The following is a 17,785-nucleotide window of genomic DNA, read 5'->3' on the forward strand; positions in this document are numbered from 1 at the left end:
CGCCGTGCAGTCTGTTTACTCCATACGGATCGACTTCAAAGCCGTGCTCTGCGACTAGGAATGCCACGAGTGACCTCGCGTCATCGATCGAAGGCACAGCGATCGGAGAACAGCGCAGTGAAGTCTTGAACCCGCTCGCTTCTGCGAGCGGGCCGCGATAGTGGGAGATCTCTTGTATCTCCACTGATGCGCCGTTTGCGGGCATAGGCCCCCATGCCATTGCCAAACTGAAACTGTGCTTCGACTCTCTTGCAGGATGGTAGGAGAGTGTTTCGCCCATGAGTGGGCGGATTGGAAATGAATGCCGTGCAAAGACAGTGCAAAGGACGTCGCGTGCACCGGTTTCGACCTTGCATTCGATATCGACCCAGATTTCGCACTCGATCATGTTGCGTGAAGGCTCCATGTGCGGCCTAACGTTTGACATGAGAGGCGGCGACCGGCTTGCCGGGCGACGTCCTCTCGATGGAAGGGTTAGGCGGCGGCTTCAGCATGGAACAACTGCCAAAGACGAGCCCAAAGCCGAGGTTGCAGCATTGACCATCTGCGTCGTGATGCGCGCCCGATTGAATGCGATGTCTGCCAGCAGAAACGCTACTCCAGCCAAATAGACTATGTATGCCAGGCCGACGTATTGGCCGAAGATCACCGTATGCAACCAATTCTGATTGAACAGATAGAGGCTGCCTGTGATTGCCACGGCTCCGATCAGAACCACTGAGGGCAAAGCCAGCTGCAGACCAACTCTCCTGCGCACGACTGTGATGAGGCCGAGCAAACCAAACGCGACTGCATTGGCCGCGGTGAAGATGCGGAACTCGCGCATCAAGCTTTGCGCTACAGATGCGTAGGTGGACTCTATGAGAGAGGTGAGCTTCTCGCGAATCTGAGACAGCGAGGAGAGCTCTTCGACTTGAGATCTGTGTGCGCTCAGGACCAGCCGCTTCCGGCATTCGCAGTCTGCATTGAGCATGTCGGCCATGACATTTGCGACTTTGCGGGGAAGGTCTTCGCGAAGCGCCGCTTCAGCGCGGTCTATTTCTGCTTGGTTTTGCCTCAGTGAGCGTTCTGCTAGGCGGGTTATTCGGTGATTCGACAGGCTATCGATTCTTTCTCCGACTCGCTGCTCGACTTCGATCTTTATTACTTCTCGAGCTGCGCGCTCGACAAGCATCGGATCAACGACTGAAAGTAAGAGCGAACCTCCGAATAGAAGGAAACCTAAGACGCTCAGCGCAAGGATGGCACGCCGCACTTCGTTTCTCCGCCGTCTAACGTTTGACATGAGAGGCCAGGCCCGGCTAGCCGGGACTGGTCCTCTCGATGGAAGGGTTAGGCATCGCTCTCCTGCGGGGCTTAGTCTTTGGAGAAACGTTCACATGCCTCCCGAAGCTCCTCTGGCTTTGTGTCTTTCAACTTTCGTTCCGCTTCCGCTTGAGCCCGCTGAAATTCTGACCTTGATCGAAGCTCGGCGTAGGCTTGTGGATGCTCGGCGACCATCTTCTTCAGGACGCTTTGATAGCGCTCGGTGTACTTTGGGTCAACTGCTTCGCAGTGCTTTGCCAGAACCAGGATGAAGCTGTAGAACGGATTTGCTCCGCATGCACTTGCATCAGGCGGGCACTGAGATAGCCCAAAGGCGCTTGAAGCGGAAAGTACTAGGGTTGTCGTCAGCGCATTGCGACGCAGCCTTTGGGGGAACGGGTGATTCACCACGGATGCTCTCGAACTGAACTGGTTTGATTAGCAACAAACCTCAGCCGAAGGCGGCCGCGGCTTCGTTTTACCTATGAAGGCTATGGACGGGGCGATTCGGGTTTTCCCTGCGTAGCTGAGGATCATTGCTAATCAGGTGAACTGGCGATGCCTAACGTGCTACATGAGAGGCGGCGCCCGGCCTGCCGGGCGACGTCCTCTCGATGGGCGGGTTATACGCAGCCCCAACGCCGAAGGCAAACGGGCTGAGGAATGAAGAAGCAACTTGAAGCTGAGCCAGCTTGCAGGGAGCAAAGGGCGGCCGCGACTGACCACGCCTTCTCGTGGGTGGCAAGGCACAGGCCAGCTCTCGAACGCCGACCAGAGGCAGCGCGTTCAGCCGCGGTCCCGATGGGCGGCGCTCAGGAGCTGGCATGCCATGCCAGAGCGTAGCCGCCAAGTGGCGCTGCAGGACTCTGAATGGCACCGACCAGACGCTCATGTGCTGCTAGCGAGGCGTATAACGTTTGACATGAGAGGCGGCGCCCGGCTTGCCGGGCGACGTCCTCTCGATGGAATAGTTGGGCATCGCGCGTGACATGGCTACTTGCCCCGCCAAGCGCGAAGAACCGCCCCTGTCTTTGGACGTTGAAATGGGCTCATACCTTGCCAAGCATTGCGTTCCTCGTGACAGCCGCGCAGACGCAGGAAATCGCGCCGCTGCAGCGCTGCCCTTCGCGGCAGCGCCCAACTTTTGACCACTTAAGCGGCGCGAAGCGCCATCCACTGACTGACCTCTACCGGCCCGTCGATGGCATTGCGTGCGTGCCGAGGTAGTACAAGGTTGACCTTCCTGACTTTGTTTGTGTCGGTAGCTAGCAAGCGCTGTGGTCAGCTTTGGCGGCAGAAGGCGAGTGGTAGCCAAAAGCCTGGCAGCCGCGCATGCGAATTGAGTTTGAGGCGATGACCGAAGGCTCATTGCGGCAAGACCTCGTAGGACCTACGTGATGCTCAACGTTTGACATGAGAGGCCAGGCCCGGCTTGCCGGGACTGGTCCTCTCGATGGAAGGGTTAGGCGGCGCTGCATTCGAGGAAGCAAGGCGCAGCCAGACGAGCAACTTTAGCCGGCGTGTGGTTTCAGGGCGCATCGGTTCGCGGCATGGCTCGGACAGTGCAGGGCGCCCACGACGGCTAAACCCAAGGACTGACTGACGACGACTGCATCGAGTAGGCACGGTTATCTGCTCGAGGCACAGAGAAACACATTGCGGTGGTGAACGCAGGCAGAACACTCTCTTGGATCGACCCCAAAGCCTGCCAAACGGGAGAAGGGGAATACCAGCCATCTTTGCCACTCGGCACGGCTTTGCCTTTAGCGACGCCTAACGTTTGACATGAGCTGCATGACCCGGCTTGCCGGGGCATGTCAGCTCGATGGAAGGGTTAGGCGCACGCGTGGACACGAACGGCTACTCCTTATGGCATGAGGACAGCAAGCATAAACAAGAGGAACGCGACGTACTTGCTGTACTTTGAGAGCGCCTTAAGAATCTTGGAGCCATCTTGTTGGTCTGGATAACCGAGTAGGGAGAGCGTGAGGTGAGTTGCTATGAATATGAGTGCTGCCGATAGAAAGGTGGCAGACAGACCAAGAAGAGTAAGGGTGCGGCGTTTGCCAGGGAGATGCATCTCACCTGTGAACAAGCCGTAGAGGCCATATGCGACACAGGCTATGGCGACACCGGCATACAGAAGCCATTGCCAAGCGGGAACGGTCTGTACGAACGGCTGAATTGGCTGGGCTTTCGAACGCCAGAGGCTTCCAGCGGAAAGATCTGCCTGGCAGACAGGACAAGCTACTGCTTCTTCTTTCACCTCGGCGTTGCACTTCGCACAGGACGGCATCTCGGGCGCCTAACGTTTGACATGAGAGGCATGACCCGGCTTGCCGGGGCATGTCCTCTCGATGGAAGGGTTAGGCGTCAGTTTGCCCGCGCAAGCCATTTGCCTTCTCTTCGGACTAACACCGACTGCGAGATCGCATAGCGCTTTTCAGGAAGATCGATGCGTGCTTTCGCAGCGATGAGTTCACGAGCGTTCGGGCGATCTGAGCCAACAACGAACAGCACATCTCGCGAGGGGACAGCAGCGAAGGGCTCGCCGGGAAAGTACTTTTCCAGTTGCTCCCAAACCTGATCAAGCAGAAGTAGGCTTGCTTCAAAGTTGCCACCGGCGCTAATTCCGTAGATTCCCTCCCCGCAGTCATGAAGCAGAACTTCTCCTAGGTGCGACGGGAGATTCTTGATTGCTAGTTCGTGGATGCTCTCGCTGTCCAGTCCCGTAGCAGATGCAATCTCGTTTGAGATGTACTCAAGATGGCTTGGTCTGTTTAGGGCGTACATCACGATCATGTCCGCGGCGAATGGCCTGCTAATAGGCGATTGTTCAAAGGACAGATGGAGTTCAGTTCCTTCTGCTGGGGCTCCCGGGCCAACGATTGCCTTGATCATAGGAACGACTAGTTCTTTGTCTTGCTCAGAGAGGGCTATGTCAAGCTCAGCCTTCTTCGGCTGAGACTCTTGTGCTTGGCGCTTGCTGAACATACTTGATAGGTGCTTGAGCATTTCACTGACGCCTAACGTTTGACATGAGAGGCGGCGCCCGGCTTGCCGGGCGACGTCCTCTCGATGGAAGGGTTAGCTGGCACTTTATGAAAACTCTCGGTTGAACGCGTTCTCGATTTCATTGAGCAACGCAGGTTCGGCCGTTCCCTTGGAACCGTGGCTACCTACAACGCGGAAACCTCTTGCCTTCAGTAGACCTGCCAGAGCAGTTTCTAGCGGAGCGATGCGGTCGCGATGAACCCTATGCAACTCTAGAGTTGCTTGCTCTGGAAAGAGTGGGCCAAAGGCCACCAACTCATACTTGCAGTTGAGTGGCTCGAACCCCAGTTTTCTTACATGACGCAAAAGCATGTTTGCAGAGGCTTTTGGGCGGACATCTAAGTGTTGCCCAAGGCGCGCGAATGGTGATGCGGCGAACTTGGATGAACTGTCTCCAGTTCGGCCCACATAGAAGGCCACCTCTTCTCCACTGGTAATACGCCATGCGTAGAGCCAGAAGCCACGCTCCAGAATGGCGCCAGTGAAGTCAACGCGATGAACTCTCATGTGCCAGCTAACGTTTGACATGAGAGGCATGACCCGGCTTGCCGGGGCATGTCCTCTCGATGGAAGGGTTAGAACTCACCGCGCGAGCTTTCTTCGACAGAGGCGAATGAAGGCTTCGTACTTCGGTACGAATGCTGAGGCCTTTTCATTGAGAACGCGGGCATCTTCTATGACTTCCGGGGGGCGTCGTCCGCGTGTCTCGGCGCGCTGCTCCTCCGAATAGACCGTGATGTGGTCTTGCGTTCTATTCGGCACGGTACGACCAGCAATTTCCATTGCCAGGTCGCTTGCGGCAGCATGCAACTCCTTTCGGCCTTGCTCAAGCTCTGGATCGACAAACTCCTTTTCCACGTTGTCCCAGGTTGTGTTGAATTCGTAGAGCGGGTCGATTGAAGATCTGCGTAGTGGGCCACCGAAATCGTGTTCTTTTAGAGCGCGGATAGTCGGCTCAGCTGGCAAGACGCGAAGGAGTTCATTGAAGAGAGCTTGATCATGCTCAAGCACGGGTCTCTGGTTTGACAGGCGTGCACGGATTGGATCTTTTGCAAGAACAACGCCGAGCGCTGCGATGAACGCAATGCCTGACTCAAACTCTGGTTGCCCTGCAAAGTAGCCCTTCAGGAACCACGCCTCGGTGCCGACGAGAACTGCCGTCGCGAATAGGTTTTCTAGGAACTGTTTCAGCATGGCCTGTGAGTTCTAACGTTTGACATGAGAGGCATGACCCGGCTTGCCGGGGCATGTCCTCTCGATGGAAGGGTTAGGCGGCATTCTGCTACTTGGCGCCAGAGGCCCAGGTGAAGACCGAAGTGGGCTCGAACGAAAGCTCTAGAAGAAGCGCAGTATTTGCCACGAAGAGCTCATTGCCTAAAGAGCCGTGGGTGATGTAGAGCGTGGTTCCTTTGTGGAAGACAGAGAAGCCGTCTGTTCCGCCAGCTGAGGAAACCGCACGAACCAAGAAGAGCTTGACTCCCTTCTTGCACTGAACTGCGTCACTGCTTGTCAGATGCTGGGCTTTCGTGCATGAAACTTCGACGACTGACTTTTTTGACAGCGCCGCATACGCTTTCGAAGCTTGGCCTTCAGGCTTGATTGCATGGACGCTAGAAGCTGGCAAACGCGGAAATGACCACACACCAGGGAGCATAGCTTTTGCAGGCAGTCTTTCCCAGGAGCGCGCTTCAGTTGCGTGGCTGCTAGCAACTGCAAAAGCTGCGAATACGAAACTGAAGAAGCGCTTCATGCCGCCTAACGTTTGACATGAGAGGCCCGCCCCGGCTTGCCGGGGCGGGTCCTCTCGATGGAAGGGTTAGGCGCCGCCATTGCTACGCCTTGCTCAGAACCTGCGGACCAAAGACGAACGATGCGCTTTGAATAAGGCCGCGCTCAACGACGTAGATGCAGACCACCTCAATGTGACCTGGACCTTCTGCGAAGGTGCGTGTGATGTCTTCGTGATCTATGACGATGCTGCCCATGACCGTGCGCTTGATCAGACGGGCGTGGATATTGGGTTCTTGTAGTCGCGGTGCAGTGCGAGCGCGGATCTCTGCGTGCCCTGAAGTCAGGAGCTTGCCCGGGTGTTCGTATTGCTTTGCGTCCGGGGCATAGGTGGAAAGCCAGCCTTCAATATCTCTGGCGTTGTAGGCGTTTAGCTGGCGCTGGACTACGACTTCGGGGGAAGACCAATCGGGCATATGACTTCAGAAAAGGGTTTGGGTACTTCGGATTCCGCTCCAGCGGCGCCTAACGTTTGACATGAGAGGCGGCGCAAGGGCGCAGCCCTTGTGACGTCCTCTCGATGGAAGGGTTAGGCCGCACTTCAGTCGAAGCTCAGCTTCTTCTTGAACTCACTCATCTTTGCGGAATCGGCTTCCTTACGTGCCTCTTCTGCTTCTCTCTGCTGCTGTCTTGCGGCGTGGTACTGCCGGTAGGCTTGATTCGTTTCGGAGATGATTTTCTTGAGCTGTGGCAGGTGGTCGCTCTCCAGTTCTTCTGGAACGCACTCGATTTCAAGCCTTCTTCCCGAAACGTGAGCACGGCGCTTCATCATGTAGAAGTTTTGCTCCCACCGTTCATTGAAGTATCGGGACCACTCTGGTGGCGCTGACGAGGAGAGTTCTAAAACCATTCGGACGATGGCCGATCGTGGATCGACGCGATGGGACGACTGATCGTCGAATGCAGAGATCTTGATGTCAACGAACTCTTGCGCCACGGGTAACCTCCATTTGTGAGTGACGAATGATTCCGGACATGCCGCTTCTGTGCGGCCTAACGTTTGAAATGAGAGGCGGCGCCCGGCTTGCCGGGCGACGTCCTCTCGATGGAAGGGTTAGGCATCGCTGGCGAGAAACAACTCATGTGTGATCTCAAAAGCTGAGCTGAACTCAAATCCCTTTCTGGGCAGGGAGTTGACGCTTGTGATGAGGCGGCCAGGATCGACCTTACTGCTGCCTCTGGCATGGTGAGCGTAGTCCGCTGCGACGGCGCGAAGCGCACCGAGTTGCGACTGATTGGATGTTTTGCATACAGCCACTTCGTCGAAATCCTTGAGAAGGCGAGAGACCTTTTCAGCTGGCAGCTTCATGTGTTGCGCAATCTGCTTGACACCATAGGCCAGGAATGTGGGCATGTCTTTCAACCCAGGCTTTTGCTGCCCGATCATGATGGGGAAGCTCAGCATCGAGCGGGCACTCATGAAGAGAAATGCGTGCCTGTCGCCTATGGGCACAACATTGACCAACCAGTTTCCGAGGAGTGACTGTGTTTCACCTGCCTCGTCTAGCGGCTCTTTGCCGATCCCGAGAGCATCTCTGGCAATCTGAGTGGCTTGAAGAAAGATCATGCGTGTCTGTGGCGATGCCTAACGTTTGACATGAGGGGCGGCTAAGAGCGTAGCTCTTAGACGTCCCCCTCGATGGAAGGGTTAGGCGCCGCCTTTGTGAGCCGGAGCAGCCAAGCAGCGACGACGACAAGGCCAATGCCCAAACAGACGTGCCATAGCTTGTGGCCTAACGTTGTAAGGCAACCAACACCACCGATTACAGCGACGAGGCAATAGACAAAGGCTTTAGACGTGGAAAGCCTGCTGGGCCTGCGCTCAAACACGGACAACCTCGACTTCGCTGGGGTGGCTTGTTTGGAGACTACTCGCGAAATCGATAACTTCCTCTTCGGACTCATCGGGATGTGCGGTTGTGAGAATGAAATGGGTTCCGCTTCCTTCTTCTCCAACGCATAGCCAGTCAAGAGCGTCTTCCCACTTGTCAGCCTCCACGCCAACAGCGCAGAAGACCTCGATCTTGCGAGTTACAAGGTCTTGGAGCAAGGCGTCGTGCCGGCTTGGGGTGTAGCCATTCGTTGAAACCAAAACGACTTTGAGCGGTAGTGGCATTTGCGGCGCCTAACGTTTGACATGAGAGGCCAGGCCCGGCTTGCCGGGACTGGTCCTCTCGATGGAAGGGTTAGGCGCCACTTTATGCACGCCGCCGCTCCATGGCCAGCGATGCATGCTCGAACCCCAATTTGGCAAAGAACTCGTTAGCTCCAGCTCTGCCGGCGCGTAGCACCCATGTGACCTGCGGATTGCTGCCGACTGCGTGCTCGACGAGCTTGCGGCCAATGCCTCTACCTCTGTGGCTTGGTGCGACGACAACCATAGACAGATAGCCATTGGACAGGCCATCTGTGATGCCGCGTAGAAAGCCGACGATCTGCCCCTCAGTGACTGCGACCTCAGCGAGTTGAGAAGCCTCTACAAGCTGCACGAAGCGCTCCAGATTCTCTAGCCGATCGCGCCAACCGTTTTGAGCCAAAAGCTCGTATGCGCTTGATAGCTCTTCGGTTTGTACGCGGCGGATTTCCATTGGCAACTAGGAACTAGATTCTTCTGGCCAATCTCGCGGAGCACCTTGATCGCACTTCCTGCACGCCAATACGGCGCCGAGCTTCTCGGCTCGACCTTCCGCTGTGATGACCCACGGCCTGTTGGTCCAGGGCGGATTGTGACGAACGTGCTGGTTGTGCCCGCATTCGAGCTCTGCAACCCAATCGTTCTCTTCGTCAACGTGGAAGCCAACGATACGTCGCTCAGTCACCTTGTGGCGCCTAACGTTTGACATGAGAGGCGGCGCAAGGGCGCAGCCCTTGTGACGTCCTCTCGATGGAAGGGTTAGGCCGCACTCGCACTAGCCTAGGTATTCGGTTCTTCGACAAGCTGCGACAAGAAGTCATCGAGGGACTTCGCCAGCCATCGGACTGCTCTGTCGAGTTCGGTGAAGTACTCGGAGCGAAAGTGGAAAACTCTTCCGAGAGTATCTGAGGCAATGCTGTAGCAGTACCAATCACCACTGGCATCGGTGGCGAATGGGATCGCTTGTTTCGGTAGGCCCGGTCTCTCTTGGCACAGGCGGTAGATTTCCTCAACAGTCTCAAGTCTCGATCCGTGCTTGAGCGGAAAGAACTGATGGACACAGAAATACCTGCCGTGCGCTAAGTAGGCGTTTGGAAAGGGTTGGCCACCATTGGCGCGCTCGTAGTGGCGACGAAGATCTGCGGGAAGCGCAAAGCCAAGCTGTGCCTCAGCTTCCGAGAAGTCTGCTGACGTGAGTGGGGCATTTGGGCTGACTATCTGCATCTCGCTAAGGATATGTGTCTTGTGCGGCCTAACGTTTGACATGAGCTGCATGCCCCGGCTTGCCGGGGCATGTCAGCTCGATGGAAGGGTTAGGCATCGCTTTCTGGATATGGCCTGCAACGTGACTGGAACTCGGAGAAGGAGCGGCCCGCAAGATAGAACCTATTGCTTTGATACGGATATCGAACGTAGACCGCACCAAAGTTCTCCGGCTCAAAGCACAAATACACGTAGCCACCCGGTTGGAGCCCGCCAATGACCAACATCTTTCGTTCCCAGGCGCCTTGCATGCCGTCCCTGACGATTCTCGATGCAGAGTACAAGACATCAAGGGCTTCCTCTCCGTCGCTACCTGGAATGGGATCGAGAGTGCGAAATAGCTGCCAACCCCCGAACGAACTCGGGCTGTGATTCTCTAAGAACGAGCGGTAGTCGCCGGGCAGGGAGCCTCCAAGCTCGGTCTCTAACTCCACTACATCCTTGATAAACGCTGCCATGCGATGCCTAACGTTTGACATGAGAGGCCCGACCCGGCTTGCCGGGGCGGGTCCTCTCGATGGAAGGGTTAGACGCCGCGCGCGGAACTGACTTGGCCTTGACCACCCTGGAGCGCTCGGCCAACCGTACACGGATGCTTTGCTGCAAGGATCTCTCAACTCTCTGGGGATTTGCCGCCATCACATGCCCTCCTGGACGGTGCCGAGATCTACACACCGAACCTCAGCGCAAGTTACTGATTCTGAAGAGAAAACAGCCGCAGTTTGCATGGAACGATGAGGGCGTGCCCTTAGCGGATATCCACCTCCGTAGCATCTCATTCCATGAGCGAAGACAAATCAATTCGACGGCGGCCAATTCGGGTTTCGGACCCCATGGAGTACTTTGCGAAAGACCATTGGGGAGTTCGGCTCGCAGCGCTGGTTATTTGCAAGCTGGGAGTCGGTCTCTGTATTGGCCTGGCCTTGTGGATCAAGTGAATGCATCTGCATTCTGAGAGTGACTCCTAGCGGCGTCTAACGTTTGACATGAGAGGCGGCGCCCGGCTTGCCGGGCGACGTCCTCTCGATGGAAGGGTTAGGCCGCACTGCGCGCCTCGGCCAACTGCTTGAGCTTCTTCAGGGTGACAGGCAGACCTGAATCTATCTGCTTGCCGAGCATGCGGTCGAGGATAAGCAGAAGAGGACCCGAGAGGGTGACCCTGTGAACGACCTCAGTTCCGCCGCTTGTAGGCGTGAGCTCGTGCTCGAAGACCATGCGAAACAGTGGAATCTTTGAATCGACGGTGAATGACCGATCGCGGGTTACCTCAGTGACCCGCATCGGAACCGTATTGCCTTTGGTTGGAGTGAGCTTCCCTCTGGCTCCAACCTGTAGCGGACCATCCAAGAATGCGCGTTTGGTGTCTGGGTCCCAGACGTGCCAGTTGGAGACATCCTCGTAGATGTGGAACAGGACACTTGGCGGAGCAAGTACGGTTGTCTTGTGCTCGATCTGCATGACTTGGCTCTGATGGTCTGGTCGTGGGTTGCCTTCTGTGCGGCCTAACGTTTGACATGAGAGGCCCGACCCGGCTTGCCGGGGCGGGTCCTCTCGATGGAAGGGTTAGGCGCCGATTTGTGCACGATGGCTACGCCTTGAAAACTGCCCACTCCCCACCTGCACCAATAGCACCGTACTCACCTACCCAACTGCTTGCTTCTTCCAAGTTTTCGTAGGCCATTCCGGTACTTCCTTGAAAAAGAGCAAGGGAGCCACTTCGTAGCTTGGCAAGCAAACAGACGGCTTCGCCTGCTATTAGCATCTCGTGGCCTTCTGCGGTAGAGGACCACTGTGCCTTACGTAGCAATTCGAGTTCGAATCGCTTTTCGGGTGGTCTGGTGGCATCTCTCGCAGAGAAATCCCGTTCAATCTCAGCTTGTGCCTCTTCCCTTGACGGGAAGCTGGCTTGGTACCGCATAGCGAAGTAGCGTTCGGTCATGGCTCTCTTTCGGCGCCTAACGTTTGACATGAGAGGCCCGACCCGGCTTGCCGGGGCGGGTCCTCTCGATGGAAGGGTTAGGCGTCGGCGACAACTTAGATCTCAAACCACTGAGCCGATTCATACATGGCTCCACTTTTCATAAAGTGATCTGCCACCGATATCGCCAAGTCGAAAGAGATGACGAACTCTGCTTCAACGATCTCACCTTCAAAGGGATCACAACTTTCGTATTGAAAGAGAAGAGACGTTTCGGGCCTCTCGGCTGACGAGTTGCAGCACCAATAGCCTGCGTGACCTTCATCAGGAAAGTAGATCGCGTCGAAATGAGGGCCGCTTGAGCGGATGGCTACGCAGGGGAACTCTCGGTCGGGCAAGGAGAGCCAGAATAGACCTCCTCCACGGCTGTCCTTCAAAGACAGAACGGCGCGCAGTTCTTCGCTTGTAGTCACTGTCCATGATCTTAGATGGCCATGGATGATTAGCGCTTCGCTCATTTTCCGACGCCTAACGTTTGACATGAGAGGCGGCGCCCGGCCTGCCGGGCGACGTCCTCTCGATGGAAGGGTTAGGCGCCGCCTTTTCGCCGGCTACCTGGATTTGGCTTGGAAGGCTTGTACTTCTCGATGAGTGCTGCAATTTTCTGCCCCTCTTCGTCTTTCCTGTCTTGCGCTCGGATTCGGGCACTTATGTTCATCCAACCTGGCAGATCTGGATTGGCGCCATGTTTGAGCAGAAGCTCCACCAACTCTGGATAGCTTTTCCGCGCAGCTTGGCACAAGGCTGTTTCTCCAATGAGTTCTGCTTGGTGCGCGTCGACTTCCGCGCCATTCTCAAGTAGCCATTGAACGGCTTTGTAGTGCTCGCCTTCGACTGCGTAGTGCAGCGGCGTGCGTGAGAGGTCATCAAACTCATTCAGCTTGAAGCCCACTTTTACAAGCGTGGACATCTCGTTTAGATCGCCATCCTGCGCGGCGCGATGGGCTTCTCAGCTTCAAACCAATCTTCGCGAGTTGATGGCATCGGCGGCGCCTAACGTTGGAGTTCAGCGGCTGCCGAAGGCAGTCCGCTGCAATGACGGGTTAGGCGCCGCGCACTGCATTGCGACGAGATTTTCGGTTGGCGAATATTTCCGCAAAGCGGCCTCCAATACGTTTTGCCGCTTCTTGCGGTGTTTCGTTGAACTCGGAGCGAATATTGACTTCTGCTCCAGCAGCAAGCAACAGAAGCACCATAGGCTCGCATTTTTGGCTTAGAGCTACATGAAGCGGAGTTGTGCTCATGTCTCCAGGTGCATTGACATTGGCGCCAGCCTCAATAAGAACCTTCGCTGATTCAACATCGCTGCGCCACGCAAAGAGATGTAGTGGCGTGTCCCCGTCAGGGCCTCTCGTGTCGATGTTTATGGAAACAGGCTCCTCTTCCGCCGGGAAGAAATGTTCTGCCGCGTAGCGGAGGACTTCTTGCAGCTTGGACTTTGAGACGTCGTTCATTCGAGGCGCCTAACGTTTGACATGAGAGGCTCGCCCCGGCTTGCCGGGGCGAGTCCTCTCGATGGAAGGGTTAGGCATCTGGGCTCCGAAGTAGCGCGATTACTTTTGCCGCGATAGCAGTGAAGCGCATAGTGCCAATTCCGTCCCACGCGCTTTCCGCGGGTGTGAGAACGCCTAGAGACAGCAAGCCGCTCATATTTAGGTATTCGCTACCCGTTGCAAGGATTCGGAGAACCTTGTCTTTGGATGCACTTTGCGGCGGCAGTGCCGTGACAGGCTGGATGCCCTCGTACACGAAAGCCTTGAAGAGGAAAGTTGCTTCTTCGGCTGAGATGTCTCGAATGACGCGGGAGACCATGATTGCTTCCTGTCCCGTTCCGACATCTGTTGTGAGCGCGTTTGCGACTGCATTGCGAAGAAGCCCAATCTTTTCTTCTTGAGTCGTTTGTAGAACTGCGAGCACCGTTTCGTTCACTACCTTGTATTGCTCATCGGACAAGGTGGCAACACGTTGTGATTGCTCTGCAAGTAGTCCGTGAATCTCCGAGATTGCGGCTTCAACTCGCTTCTTTTGGCGCTCTGCGGCCAGAGACTTCGCGAGGACTGGGAGTAGAGGAGCGAGAGGGCCGCCAGCCACTGCAGCTACTACGGTCAGCGCCGATTCAGTGACAACGCTCCCAGAAACACGCTCGACATTGCTTGGCTTAGAAAGCTGGTTCATAAGATGCCTAACGTTTGACATGAGAGGCGGCGCAAGGGCGTAGCCCTTGTGACGTCCTCTCGATGGAAGGGTTAGGCCGCAGCGCCTGAGCAGATGAGTGGCGGCCAGTGACTACGCAGTAGAGAGGCGACATTTCAACGCGAAGTGTGGATAGCTACGGTTTCACTCGTGTCTAGGTTGTAGACCGACAAGGTCGTGCCTGCTGGCAATCTATCTCGCGCGATTCTCACGGTGGTTTCTCTGAGTGACTCTTCCTTTGCGCCACCAGTTGCGCCAGTTCCAATGTGGAGTGTCGCAATGCCATTGCGAGGAAGCGATAGCCATGCATGCTTGATTTCACCTCGACTGTGGAAATACTCGCGCATCTTGACTGTGACGAACTTTGAATCAGCTTCGAACTTCGTGTGAGTTTCCGTTGAAGTTGCTTGCAAAGAGCCGTCTGAGGTGACTAGAACTCCGCTCGACAGCGTGAAGGTATTTGCGTTGCTATCGAGCGCGGGTGAACACGCCGCGAGCGTGAGTGACGCGAGGACTGTGATCAGTCGAATCATTTGCTTTTCCTGCGGCCTAACGTTTGACATGAGAGGCATGACCCGGCTTGCCGGGGCATGTCCTCTCGATGGAAGGGTTAGGCGTCATTGACTTCACGCCGCCCAAACGATGCTGCTTCAAGAACCTTGTGACGAAGAGAGTCATAGAGTGCATCAGAAGCGACCGCAAGGCAGAAGTGAATCATTCCTGTACTTGCATAGATGAGCCAGGCAAGCCCGCCGAGCTGAAAGTACCAAATAGCCACTGGGCAACCAAGCAAGTATGCGTTGCCAATCCATACGAAGCGGTTCATTCGCTTTTGATAGTCAGTCATTCGATCTCCTCTCGTTTTGCGTCATCGTTCGCCTTCGCGCTCAACAATTCTGGCTATGAATGCGGGTTGGTCGCCACACATGTATTGCGTTGTTCGTGAGCTGGAATCGCTGTACTGGCTGATCTCGAGGTGAGGTTTGTGATGCGAGGAAGACCGAGTCATGCAACTACTCACAATCTCTTCGTCGTTGAGACCATGTTTGCTCACTAGCGCCTGAAGGATCAGTTTGACCCCGCTGACAGTGACGTGCGTGGACGGAACCAGGGTGGAGAAGATTTCTCGCTCTCCGTCGAACCCCTTGATCTGCCAATAGCGACGCAACGTTCTCTTCATGACGCCTAACGTTTGACATGAGAGGCGGCGCCCGGCTTGCCGGGCGACGTCCTCTCGATGGAAGGGTTAGACGCCGCGCGCATCAGAGTTGCCTCGAATGTGGAAGGCGCCTTGCTCTAACTCACCTTGAATCTTTGCCACGACTTCCGCTGCGGACATATGCGAGCTGTCTAGAGCGTTGTTTTCCCACTCACCCAGGTTCTCGAACTGTGGGTGCATTGCCGAAACAACCTCGTCAAGGGAGGTGTCGCCGCGCTGGCGAACACGTCTTGTGGCTTCTTCAAGAGAGGTTCGAAGAATGACATACCGGACATCCGTGATTTGAGGTTCGAACTCACCTCGAATGAATGAGGCGAACCAAGGCCCAAGTATTCCTTCTAGTACCACGTTGTAGCCGCGCAGGGCGAGGGACTTGGCTGCTCGGCAACTTGCCGCGATAGCGGCTCTGTTTTGGCTGTCTGCTTCGGGCAGGTGAGGTGCTATGGGATGGCTAAAGAACTTGTAGAAGATGTCCGTCTCGATGTGCACCCCGTTGCTCATGCGCTCAGCGAGAAGTTTGCCAACGGTCGTCTTGCCAGAACCAAGAGAGCCAGTGAGAACGATGACAGTGCTCATTCTTGAATTCGCGGCGTCTAACGTTTGACATGAGGGGCGGCCAAGGGCGCCAGCCCTTGGACGTCCCCCTCGATGGAAGGGTTAGGCCGCACGGAGCCGCTGCTCCAGTGACTTTTTGATCTGCGGCCATTCTTTGCCTATGACGCTGAACATGACCGAATCTCGAATGCGGCCATCACGCATAACCATGTGATTGCGAAGGATCCCCTCTTCTTGGGCGCCAATGCGAGAGATCGCATTTCTCGACTTGATGTTTGTGAGATCAGTCAGCAGCTCGACCCGGTTGAACTGCCACTGCTCAAAGGCATGGCGAAGCATCAGGTACTTTGCTTCCGTGTTGATGTAGGTCCTCTGCCAGGACTTCGCAATGAATGTGAAGCCGATTTCAACGCGCTTGTGCGCGGTATCAATGCAGCGGAAACGTGTGCTGCCTACGACCGCTCCGGACTTGGAATCGATTGTTGCGAAAGCCAGCTCCTTTTGTGACGAATACGCGGATTCGGCCGCATTGAAGAACTGGGGCAAATCCTCCGGCCGAGGAACGATGGTTACTGGCAGTTCCCACAGGGCCCCATCTGAAATTGCCACTGCAAGCCCAGGAAGATGTCTTTGATCCAGCGGCTCAAGTTTGACGTTGTCGCCGGCCAGAACTGTCTTTTGTATTTCCATGTGAAAGGCTGATGCTGGAGTTGTGTGCGGTCTAACGTTTGACATGAGAGGCGGCGCAAGGGCGTAGCCCTTGTGACGTCCTCTCGATGGAAGGGTTAGAGCGCATTCGTCGCAATGGCAGAGCTGCGAAGGTGATTGAGCAGTACGCGCATGGCTTGAAGCCACTGAGTAAGCGTGTCGACGACATGAAACTCAACGTGGTCACCAGTTGCTGGATTGCGGAGAAACACCTTCCCGGAGTTAGGACCACCCATGTGATAGGCGCGAGGGAAGCCAAACACATGGGCCGAATGATCGCGCATCTCTTTGGCATGCGACAACCATGAAGCTTTGTCTTGCTCCAACTTGAATAGCTCGGCTAGCTCGGCGCTTACCTCGCCGCGCTGTTTCAGTGCATTCCTCAACTTCCCTTTGCTAACGCCGGTGATTGGGAGACCGACCTTGTAGTACTCATTGAGTTCTATGAGAAACGACTCTAGTGCCCCAAGTAGATGAAACAGAAACGACTCCTGAAACGCTCGATCGAAGTCTGTTCCTCCATTTCCCCCGCGGGCCACAAGCTCGGCCAAGTGGAGTTCCGCGTACACCAACTTTGCGTCAGTACGGGCGCGAAGATTCTGTTGGTGTTGAACGGAGGTCATGCGCTCTAACGTTTGACATGAGAGGCGGCGCCCGGCTTGCCGGGCGACGTCCTCTCGATGGAAGGGTTGAGCATCGCGCCTCCGAGAACCACCGACGTGCCCTGGTGCACGGCTCGTGAAAGTGTGTCGGAGCGTAGCTCGGGCCTGGACGGACGAGAAGAACCAGCGCTGCCTCTGGCAGCGCCCAACAGCTGACTCTTCAAGCGGCGCGAAGCGCCAGCCACCGACTGACTGCCTCTGGCCGTTCGATGGTGCAGCGCAGGTGCCGAAGCGGCACAAGCCTGACCTTCTTCCATCGGAGCGTGTCGGTTCGTGGCCAGCGCGGTGTTCGGCTTTGGCGGCAGACAGCGAGCGGTGACCGAAGGCTTGGCGGCTACGCATGCGAATTGGATTTGCGATGCCGAACGAAGGCTCATAAGCAACAAGAACTCGCAGGGCCTACTCGTGATGCTCAACGTTTGACATGAGAGGCCAGGCCCGGCTTGCCGGGACTGGTCCTCTCGATGGAAGGGTTAGAGCGCATTGGTGGCATGACGAACATAGTAGTTATCAAACTCCGCCTGCTCAACCAAAACGAAGCCGTGTCTTACATAGAAGCGGTTTGAATCACTCTCCTTGAGCGCACCGACTCGCAAGGGAAGGCCTTCTTGATCTGCCTGCGAGAAAACCTCTCGCAAGGCGACTGCGCCCAGGCCTTTGCCTTGATAGCCAGGCTGGACATACAGATGATCTAGCAGCAGTCCGGTCGCCTCCGGCTTGACCGCGAAGAACCCAACTCTCTGGCCACCTAGCAGGATGTGTCGTGTGTGGCTTGGCGAGAAAGATGAAAGGAAACGATCTCTGGCACGCTGCGGATCGAATCGACCGACACGCTGGAGACTTTCTTGCATTGCTTCGACTCGAAGCGAGGCCAGTGCCTCTGCATCTGCGGCTGTGGTTTGCTCGAATGTCACCTGGAGCTGCAT

At 56.0% G+C, this 17,785-nt stretch carries 24 protein-coding genes; all 24 read right to left on the reverse strand.

The window, feature by feature from the left end:
- Positions 1–487: 487 nt before the first annotated feature.
- Entirely contained in the window at positions 488–1,255 is a 768-nt protein-coding gene (locus tag KF892_23725; protein MBX3628039.1) for a hypothetical protein, read from the reverse strand.
- A gap of 2,423 nt (positions 1,256–3,678) precedes the next feature.
- A complete protein-coding gene (locus KF892_23730; protein MBX3628040.1) occupies positions 3,679–4,320 on the reverse strand; it encodes a DUF1444 family protein in 642 nt (213 codons plus the stop codon).
- 84 nt (positions 4,321–4,404) lie between these two features.
- Positions 4,405–4,866 (reverse strand): hypothetical protein, encoded by a 462-nt coding sequence (locus KF892_23735; GenBank protein ID MBX3628041.1) that lies wholly within the window; start codon positions 4,864–4,866, stop codon positions 4,405–4,407.
- A 75-nt stretch (positions 4,867–4,941) separates the two neighbouring features.
- Entirely contained in the window at positions 4,942–5,553 is a 612-nt protein-coding gene (locus KF892_23740; protein MBX3628042.1) for a hypothetical protein, read from the reverse strand.
- 88 nt (positions 5,554–5,641) lie between these two features.
- Positions 5,642–6,109, reverse strand: coding sequence for a hypothetical protein (locus KF892_23745; GenBank protein ID MBX3628043.1), 468 nt, complete (start codon positions 6,107–6,109; stop codon positions 5,642–5,644).
- Between the two features lie 82 nt (positions 6,110–6,191).
- Complete coding sequence (locus KF892_23750; protein MBX3628044.1) at positions 6,192–6,563, reverse strand: nuclear transport factor 2 family protein; 372 nt, start codon at positions 6,561–6,563, stop codon at positions 6,192–6,194.
- A gap of 125 nt (positions 6,564–6,688) precedes the next feature.
- The gene (locus tag KF892_23755; GenBank protein ID MBX3628045.1) at positions 6,689–7,084 is read right to left on the reverse strand and encodes a hypothetical protein; all 396 of its coding nucleotides are present in this window, start codon (positions 7,082–7,084) and stop codon (positions 6,689–6,691) included.
- Between the two features lie 117 nt (positions 7,085–7,201).
- On the reverse strand, positions 7,202–7,714 hold the full coding sequence (locus KF892_23760; GenBank protein MBX3628046.1) for a hypothetical protein: 513 nt from the start codon (positions 7,712–7,714) through the stop codon (positions 7,202–7,204).
- Positions 7,715–8,345: 631 nt separating this feature from the next.
- On the reverse strand, positions 8,346–8,735 hold the full coding sequence (locus KF892_23765; protein MBX3628047.1) for a GNAT family N-acetyltransferase: 390 nt from the start codon (positions 8,733–8,735) through the stop codon (positions 8,346–8,348).
- Positions 8,736–8,741: 6 nt separating this feature from the next.
- Positions 8,742–8,990 carry a DUF3565 domain-containing protein gene (locus KF892_23770; protein ID MBX3628048.1) on the reverse strand — a complete coding sequence of 83 codons (249 nt, stop codon included), beginning with the start codon at positions 8,988–8,990 and terminating at the stop codon, positions 8,742–8,744.
- A gap of 71 nt (positions 8,991–9,061) precedes the next feature.
- Positions 9,062–9,505, reverse strand: a complete 444-nt coding sequence (locus tag KF892_23775; protein ID MBX3628049.1) for an SMI1/KNR4 family protein — start codon at positions 9,503–9,505, stop codon at positions 9,062–9,064.
- 89 nt (positions 9,506–9,594) lie between these two features.
- A complete protein-coding gene (locus KF892_23780; protein ID MBX3628050.1) occupies positions 9,595–10,002 on the reverse strand; it encodes an SMI1/KNR4 family protein in 408 nt (135 codons plus the stop codon).
- 577 nt (positions 10,003–10,579) lie between these two features.
- Positions 10,580–11,002: an SRPBCC family protein gene (locus KF892_23785; GenBank protein MBX3628051.1), complete on the reverse strand. Its 423-nt coding sequence runs from the start codon at positions 11,000–11,002 to the stop codon at positions 10,580–10,582.
- A gap of 130 nt (positions 11,003–11,132) precedes the next feature.
- Positions 11,133–11,483, reverse strand: a complete 351-nt coding sequence (locus KF892_23790; GenBank protein ID MBX3628052.1) for a hypothetical protein — start codon at positions 11,481–11,483, stop codon at positions 11,133–11,135.
- A 95-nt stretch (positions 11,484–11,578) separates the two neighbouring features.
- On the reverse strand, positions 11,579–11,980 hold the full coding sequence (locus KF892_23795) for a hypothetical protein (protein MBX3628053.1): 402 nt from the start codon (positions 11,978–11,980) through the stop codon (positions 11,579–11,581).
- A gap of 71 nt (positions 11,981–12,051) precedes the next feature.
- Positions 12,052–12,432, reverse strand: coding sequence for an ankyrin repeat domain-containing protein (locus KF892_23800; GenBank protein MBX3628054.1), 381 nt, complete (start codon positions 12,430–12,432; stop codon positions 12,052–12,054).
- A gap of 133 nt (positions 12,433–12,565) precedes the next feature.
- Positions 12,566–12,976, reverse strand: coding sequence for an ankyrin repeat domain-containing protein (locus tag KF892_23805; GenBank protein MBX3628055.1), 411 nt, complete (start codon positions 12,974–12,976; stop codon positions 12,566–12,568).
- A gap of 70 nt (positions 12,977–13,046) precedes the next feature.
- The gene (locus KF892_23810; protein ID MBX3628056.1) at positions 13,047–13,697 is read right to left on the reverse strand and encodes a hypothetical protein; all 651 of its coding nucleotides are present in this window, start codon (positions 13,695–13,697) and stop codon (positions 13,047–13,049) included.
- Positions 13,698–13,831: 134 nt separating this feature from the next.
- A complete protein-coding gene (locus tag KF892_23815; GenBank protein MBX3628057.1) occupies positions 13,832–14,248 on the reverse strand; it encodes a hypothetical protein in 417 nt (138 codons plus the stop codon).
- Positions 14,249–14,325: 77 nt separating this feature from the next.
- Positions 14,326–14,562, reverse strand: coding sequence for a hypothetical protein (locus KF892_23820; protein MBX3628058.1), 237 nt, complete (start codon positions 14,560–14,562; stop codon positions 14,326–14,328).
- A 399-nt stretch (positions 14,563–14,961) separates the two neighbouring features.
- Positions 14,962–15,510: an AAA family ATPase gene (locus KF892_23825; protein ID MBX3628059.1), complete on the reverse strand. Its 549-nt coding sequence runs from the start codon at positions 15,508–15,510 to the stop codon at positions 14,962–14,964.
- A gap of 81 nt (positions 15,511–15,591) precedes the next feature.
- A complete protein-coding gene (locus tag KF892_23830) occupies positions 15,592–16,179 on the reverse strand; it encodes a GNAT family N-acetyltransferase (protein MBX3628060.1) in 588 nt (195 codons plus the stop codon).
- Positions 16,180–16,274: 95 nt separating this feature from the next.
- A complete protein-coding gene (locus tag KF892_23835; GenBank protein MBX3628061.1) occupies positions 16,275–16,820 on the reverse strand; it encodes a hypothetical protein in 546 nt (181 codons plus the stop codon).
- A gap of 512 nt (positions 16,821–17,332) precedes the next feature.
- Positions 17,333–17,785 (reverse strand): GNAT family N-acetyltransferase, encoded by a 453-nt coding sequence (locus KF892_23840; GenBank protein MBX3628062.1) that lies wholly within the window; start codon positions 17,783–17,785, stop codon positions 17,333–17,335.

Origin of the sequence: Rhizobacter sp., from assembly GCA_019635355.1 — a bacterium.
Classification (GTDB): domain Bacteria; phylum Pseudomonadota; class Gammaproteobacteria; order Burkholderiales; family Burkholderiaceae_C; genus Rhizobacter.

Bases quoted from the DNA above. Each gene is read 5' to 3' on its own strand.
- KF892_23765 (MBX3628047.1), bottom strand. From the start codon at position 8,735: ATGGAAATCCGCCGCGTACAAACCGAAGAGCTATCAAGCGCATACGAG.
- KF892_23750 (MBX3628044.1), bottom strand. From the start codon at position 6,563: ATGCCCGATTGGTCTTCCCCCGAAGTCGTAGTCCAGCGCCAGCTAAAC.
- KF892_23840 (MBX3628062.1), bottom strand. From the start codon at position 17,785: ATGCAGCTCCAGGTGACATTCGAGCAAACCACAGCCGCAGATGCAGAG.
- KF892_23830 (MBX3628060.1), bottom strand. From the start codon at position 16,179: ATGGAAATACAAAAGACAGTTCTGGCCGGCGACAACGTCAAACTTGAG.
- KF892_23825 (MBX3628059.1), bottom strand. From the start codon at position 15,510: ATGAGCACTGTCATCGTTCTCACTGGCTCTCTTGGTTCTGGCAAGACG.
- KF892_23760 (MBX3628046.1), bottom strand. From the start codon at position 7,714: ATGATCTTTCTTCAAGCCACTCAGATTGCCAGAGATGCTCTCGGGATC.
- KF892_23745 (MBX3628043.1), bottom strand. From the start codon at position 6,109: ATGAAGCGCTTCTTCAGTTTCGTATTCGCAGCTTTTGCAGTTGCTAGC.
- KF892_23770 (MBX3628048.1), bottom strand. From the start codon at position 8,990: ATGTCAAACGTTAGGCGCCACAAGGTGACTGAGCGACGTATCGTTGGC.
- KF892_23835 (MBX3628061.1), bottom strand. From the start codon at position 16,820: ATGACCTCCGTTCAACACCAACAGAATCTTCGCGCCCGTACTGACGCA.
- KF892_23780 (MBX3628050.1), bottom strand. From the start codon at position 10,002: ATGGCAGCGTTTATCAAGGATGTAGTGGAGTTAGAGACCGAGCTTGGA.
- KF892_23740 (MBX3628042.1), bottom strand. From the start codon at position 5,553: ATGCTGAAACAGTTCCTAGAAAACCTATTCGCGACGGCAGTTCTCGTC.
- KF892_23790 (MBX3628052.1), bottom strand. From the start codon at position 11,483: ATGACCGAACGCTACTTCGCTATGCGGTACCAAGCCAGCTTCCCGTCA.
- KF892_23775 (MBX3628049.1), bottom strand. From the start codon at position 9,505: ATGCAGATAGTCAGCCCAAATGCCCCACTCACGTCAGCAGACTTCTCG.
- KF892_23735 (MBX3628041.1), bottom strand. From the start codon at position 4,866: ATGAGAGTTCATCGCGTTGACTTCACTGGCGCCATTCTGGAGCGTGGC.
- KF892_23785 (MBX3628051.1), bottom strand. From the start codon at position 11,002: ATGCAGATCGAGCACAAGACAACCGTACTTGCTCCGCCAAGTGTCCTG.
- KF892_23815 (MBX3628057.1), bottom strand. From the start codon at position 14,248: ATGATTCGACTGATCACAGTCCTCGCGTCACTCACGCTCGCGGCGTGT.
- KF892_23805 (MBX3628055.1), bottom strand. From the start codon at position 12,976: ATGAACGACGTCTCAAAGTCCAAGCTGCAAGAAGTCCTCCGCTACGCG.
- KF892_23795 (MBX3628053.1), bottom strand. From the start codon at position 11,980: ATGAGCGAAGCGCTAATCATCCATGGCCATCTAAGATCATGGACAGTG.
- KF892_23820 (MBX3628058.1), bottom strand. From the start codon at position 14,562: ATGACTGACTATCAAAAGCGAATGAACCGCTTCGTATGGATTGGCAAC.
- KF892_23730 (MBX3628040.1), bottom strand. From the start codon at position 4,320: ATGCTCAAGCACCTATCAAGTATGTTCAGCAAGCGCCAAGCACAAGAG.
- KF892_23810 (MBX3628056.1), bottom strand. From the start codon at position 13,697: ATGAACCAGCTTTCTAAGCCAAGCAATGTCGAGCGTGTTTCTGGGAGC.
- KF892_23800 (MBX3628054.1), bottom strand. From the start codon at position 12,432: ATGTCCACGCTTGTAAAAGTGGGCTTCAAGCTGAATGAGTTTGATGAC.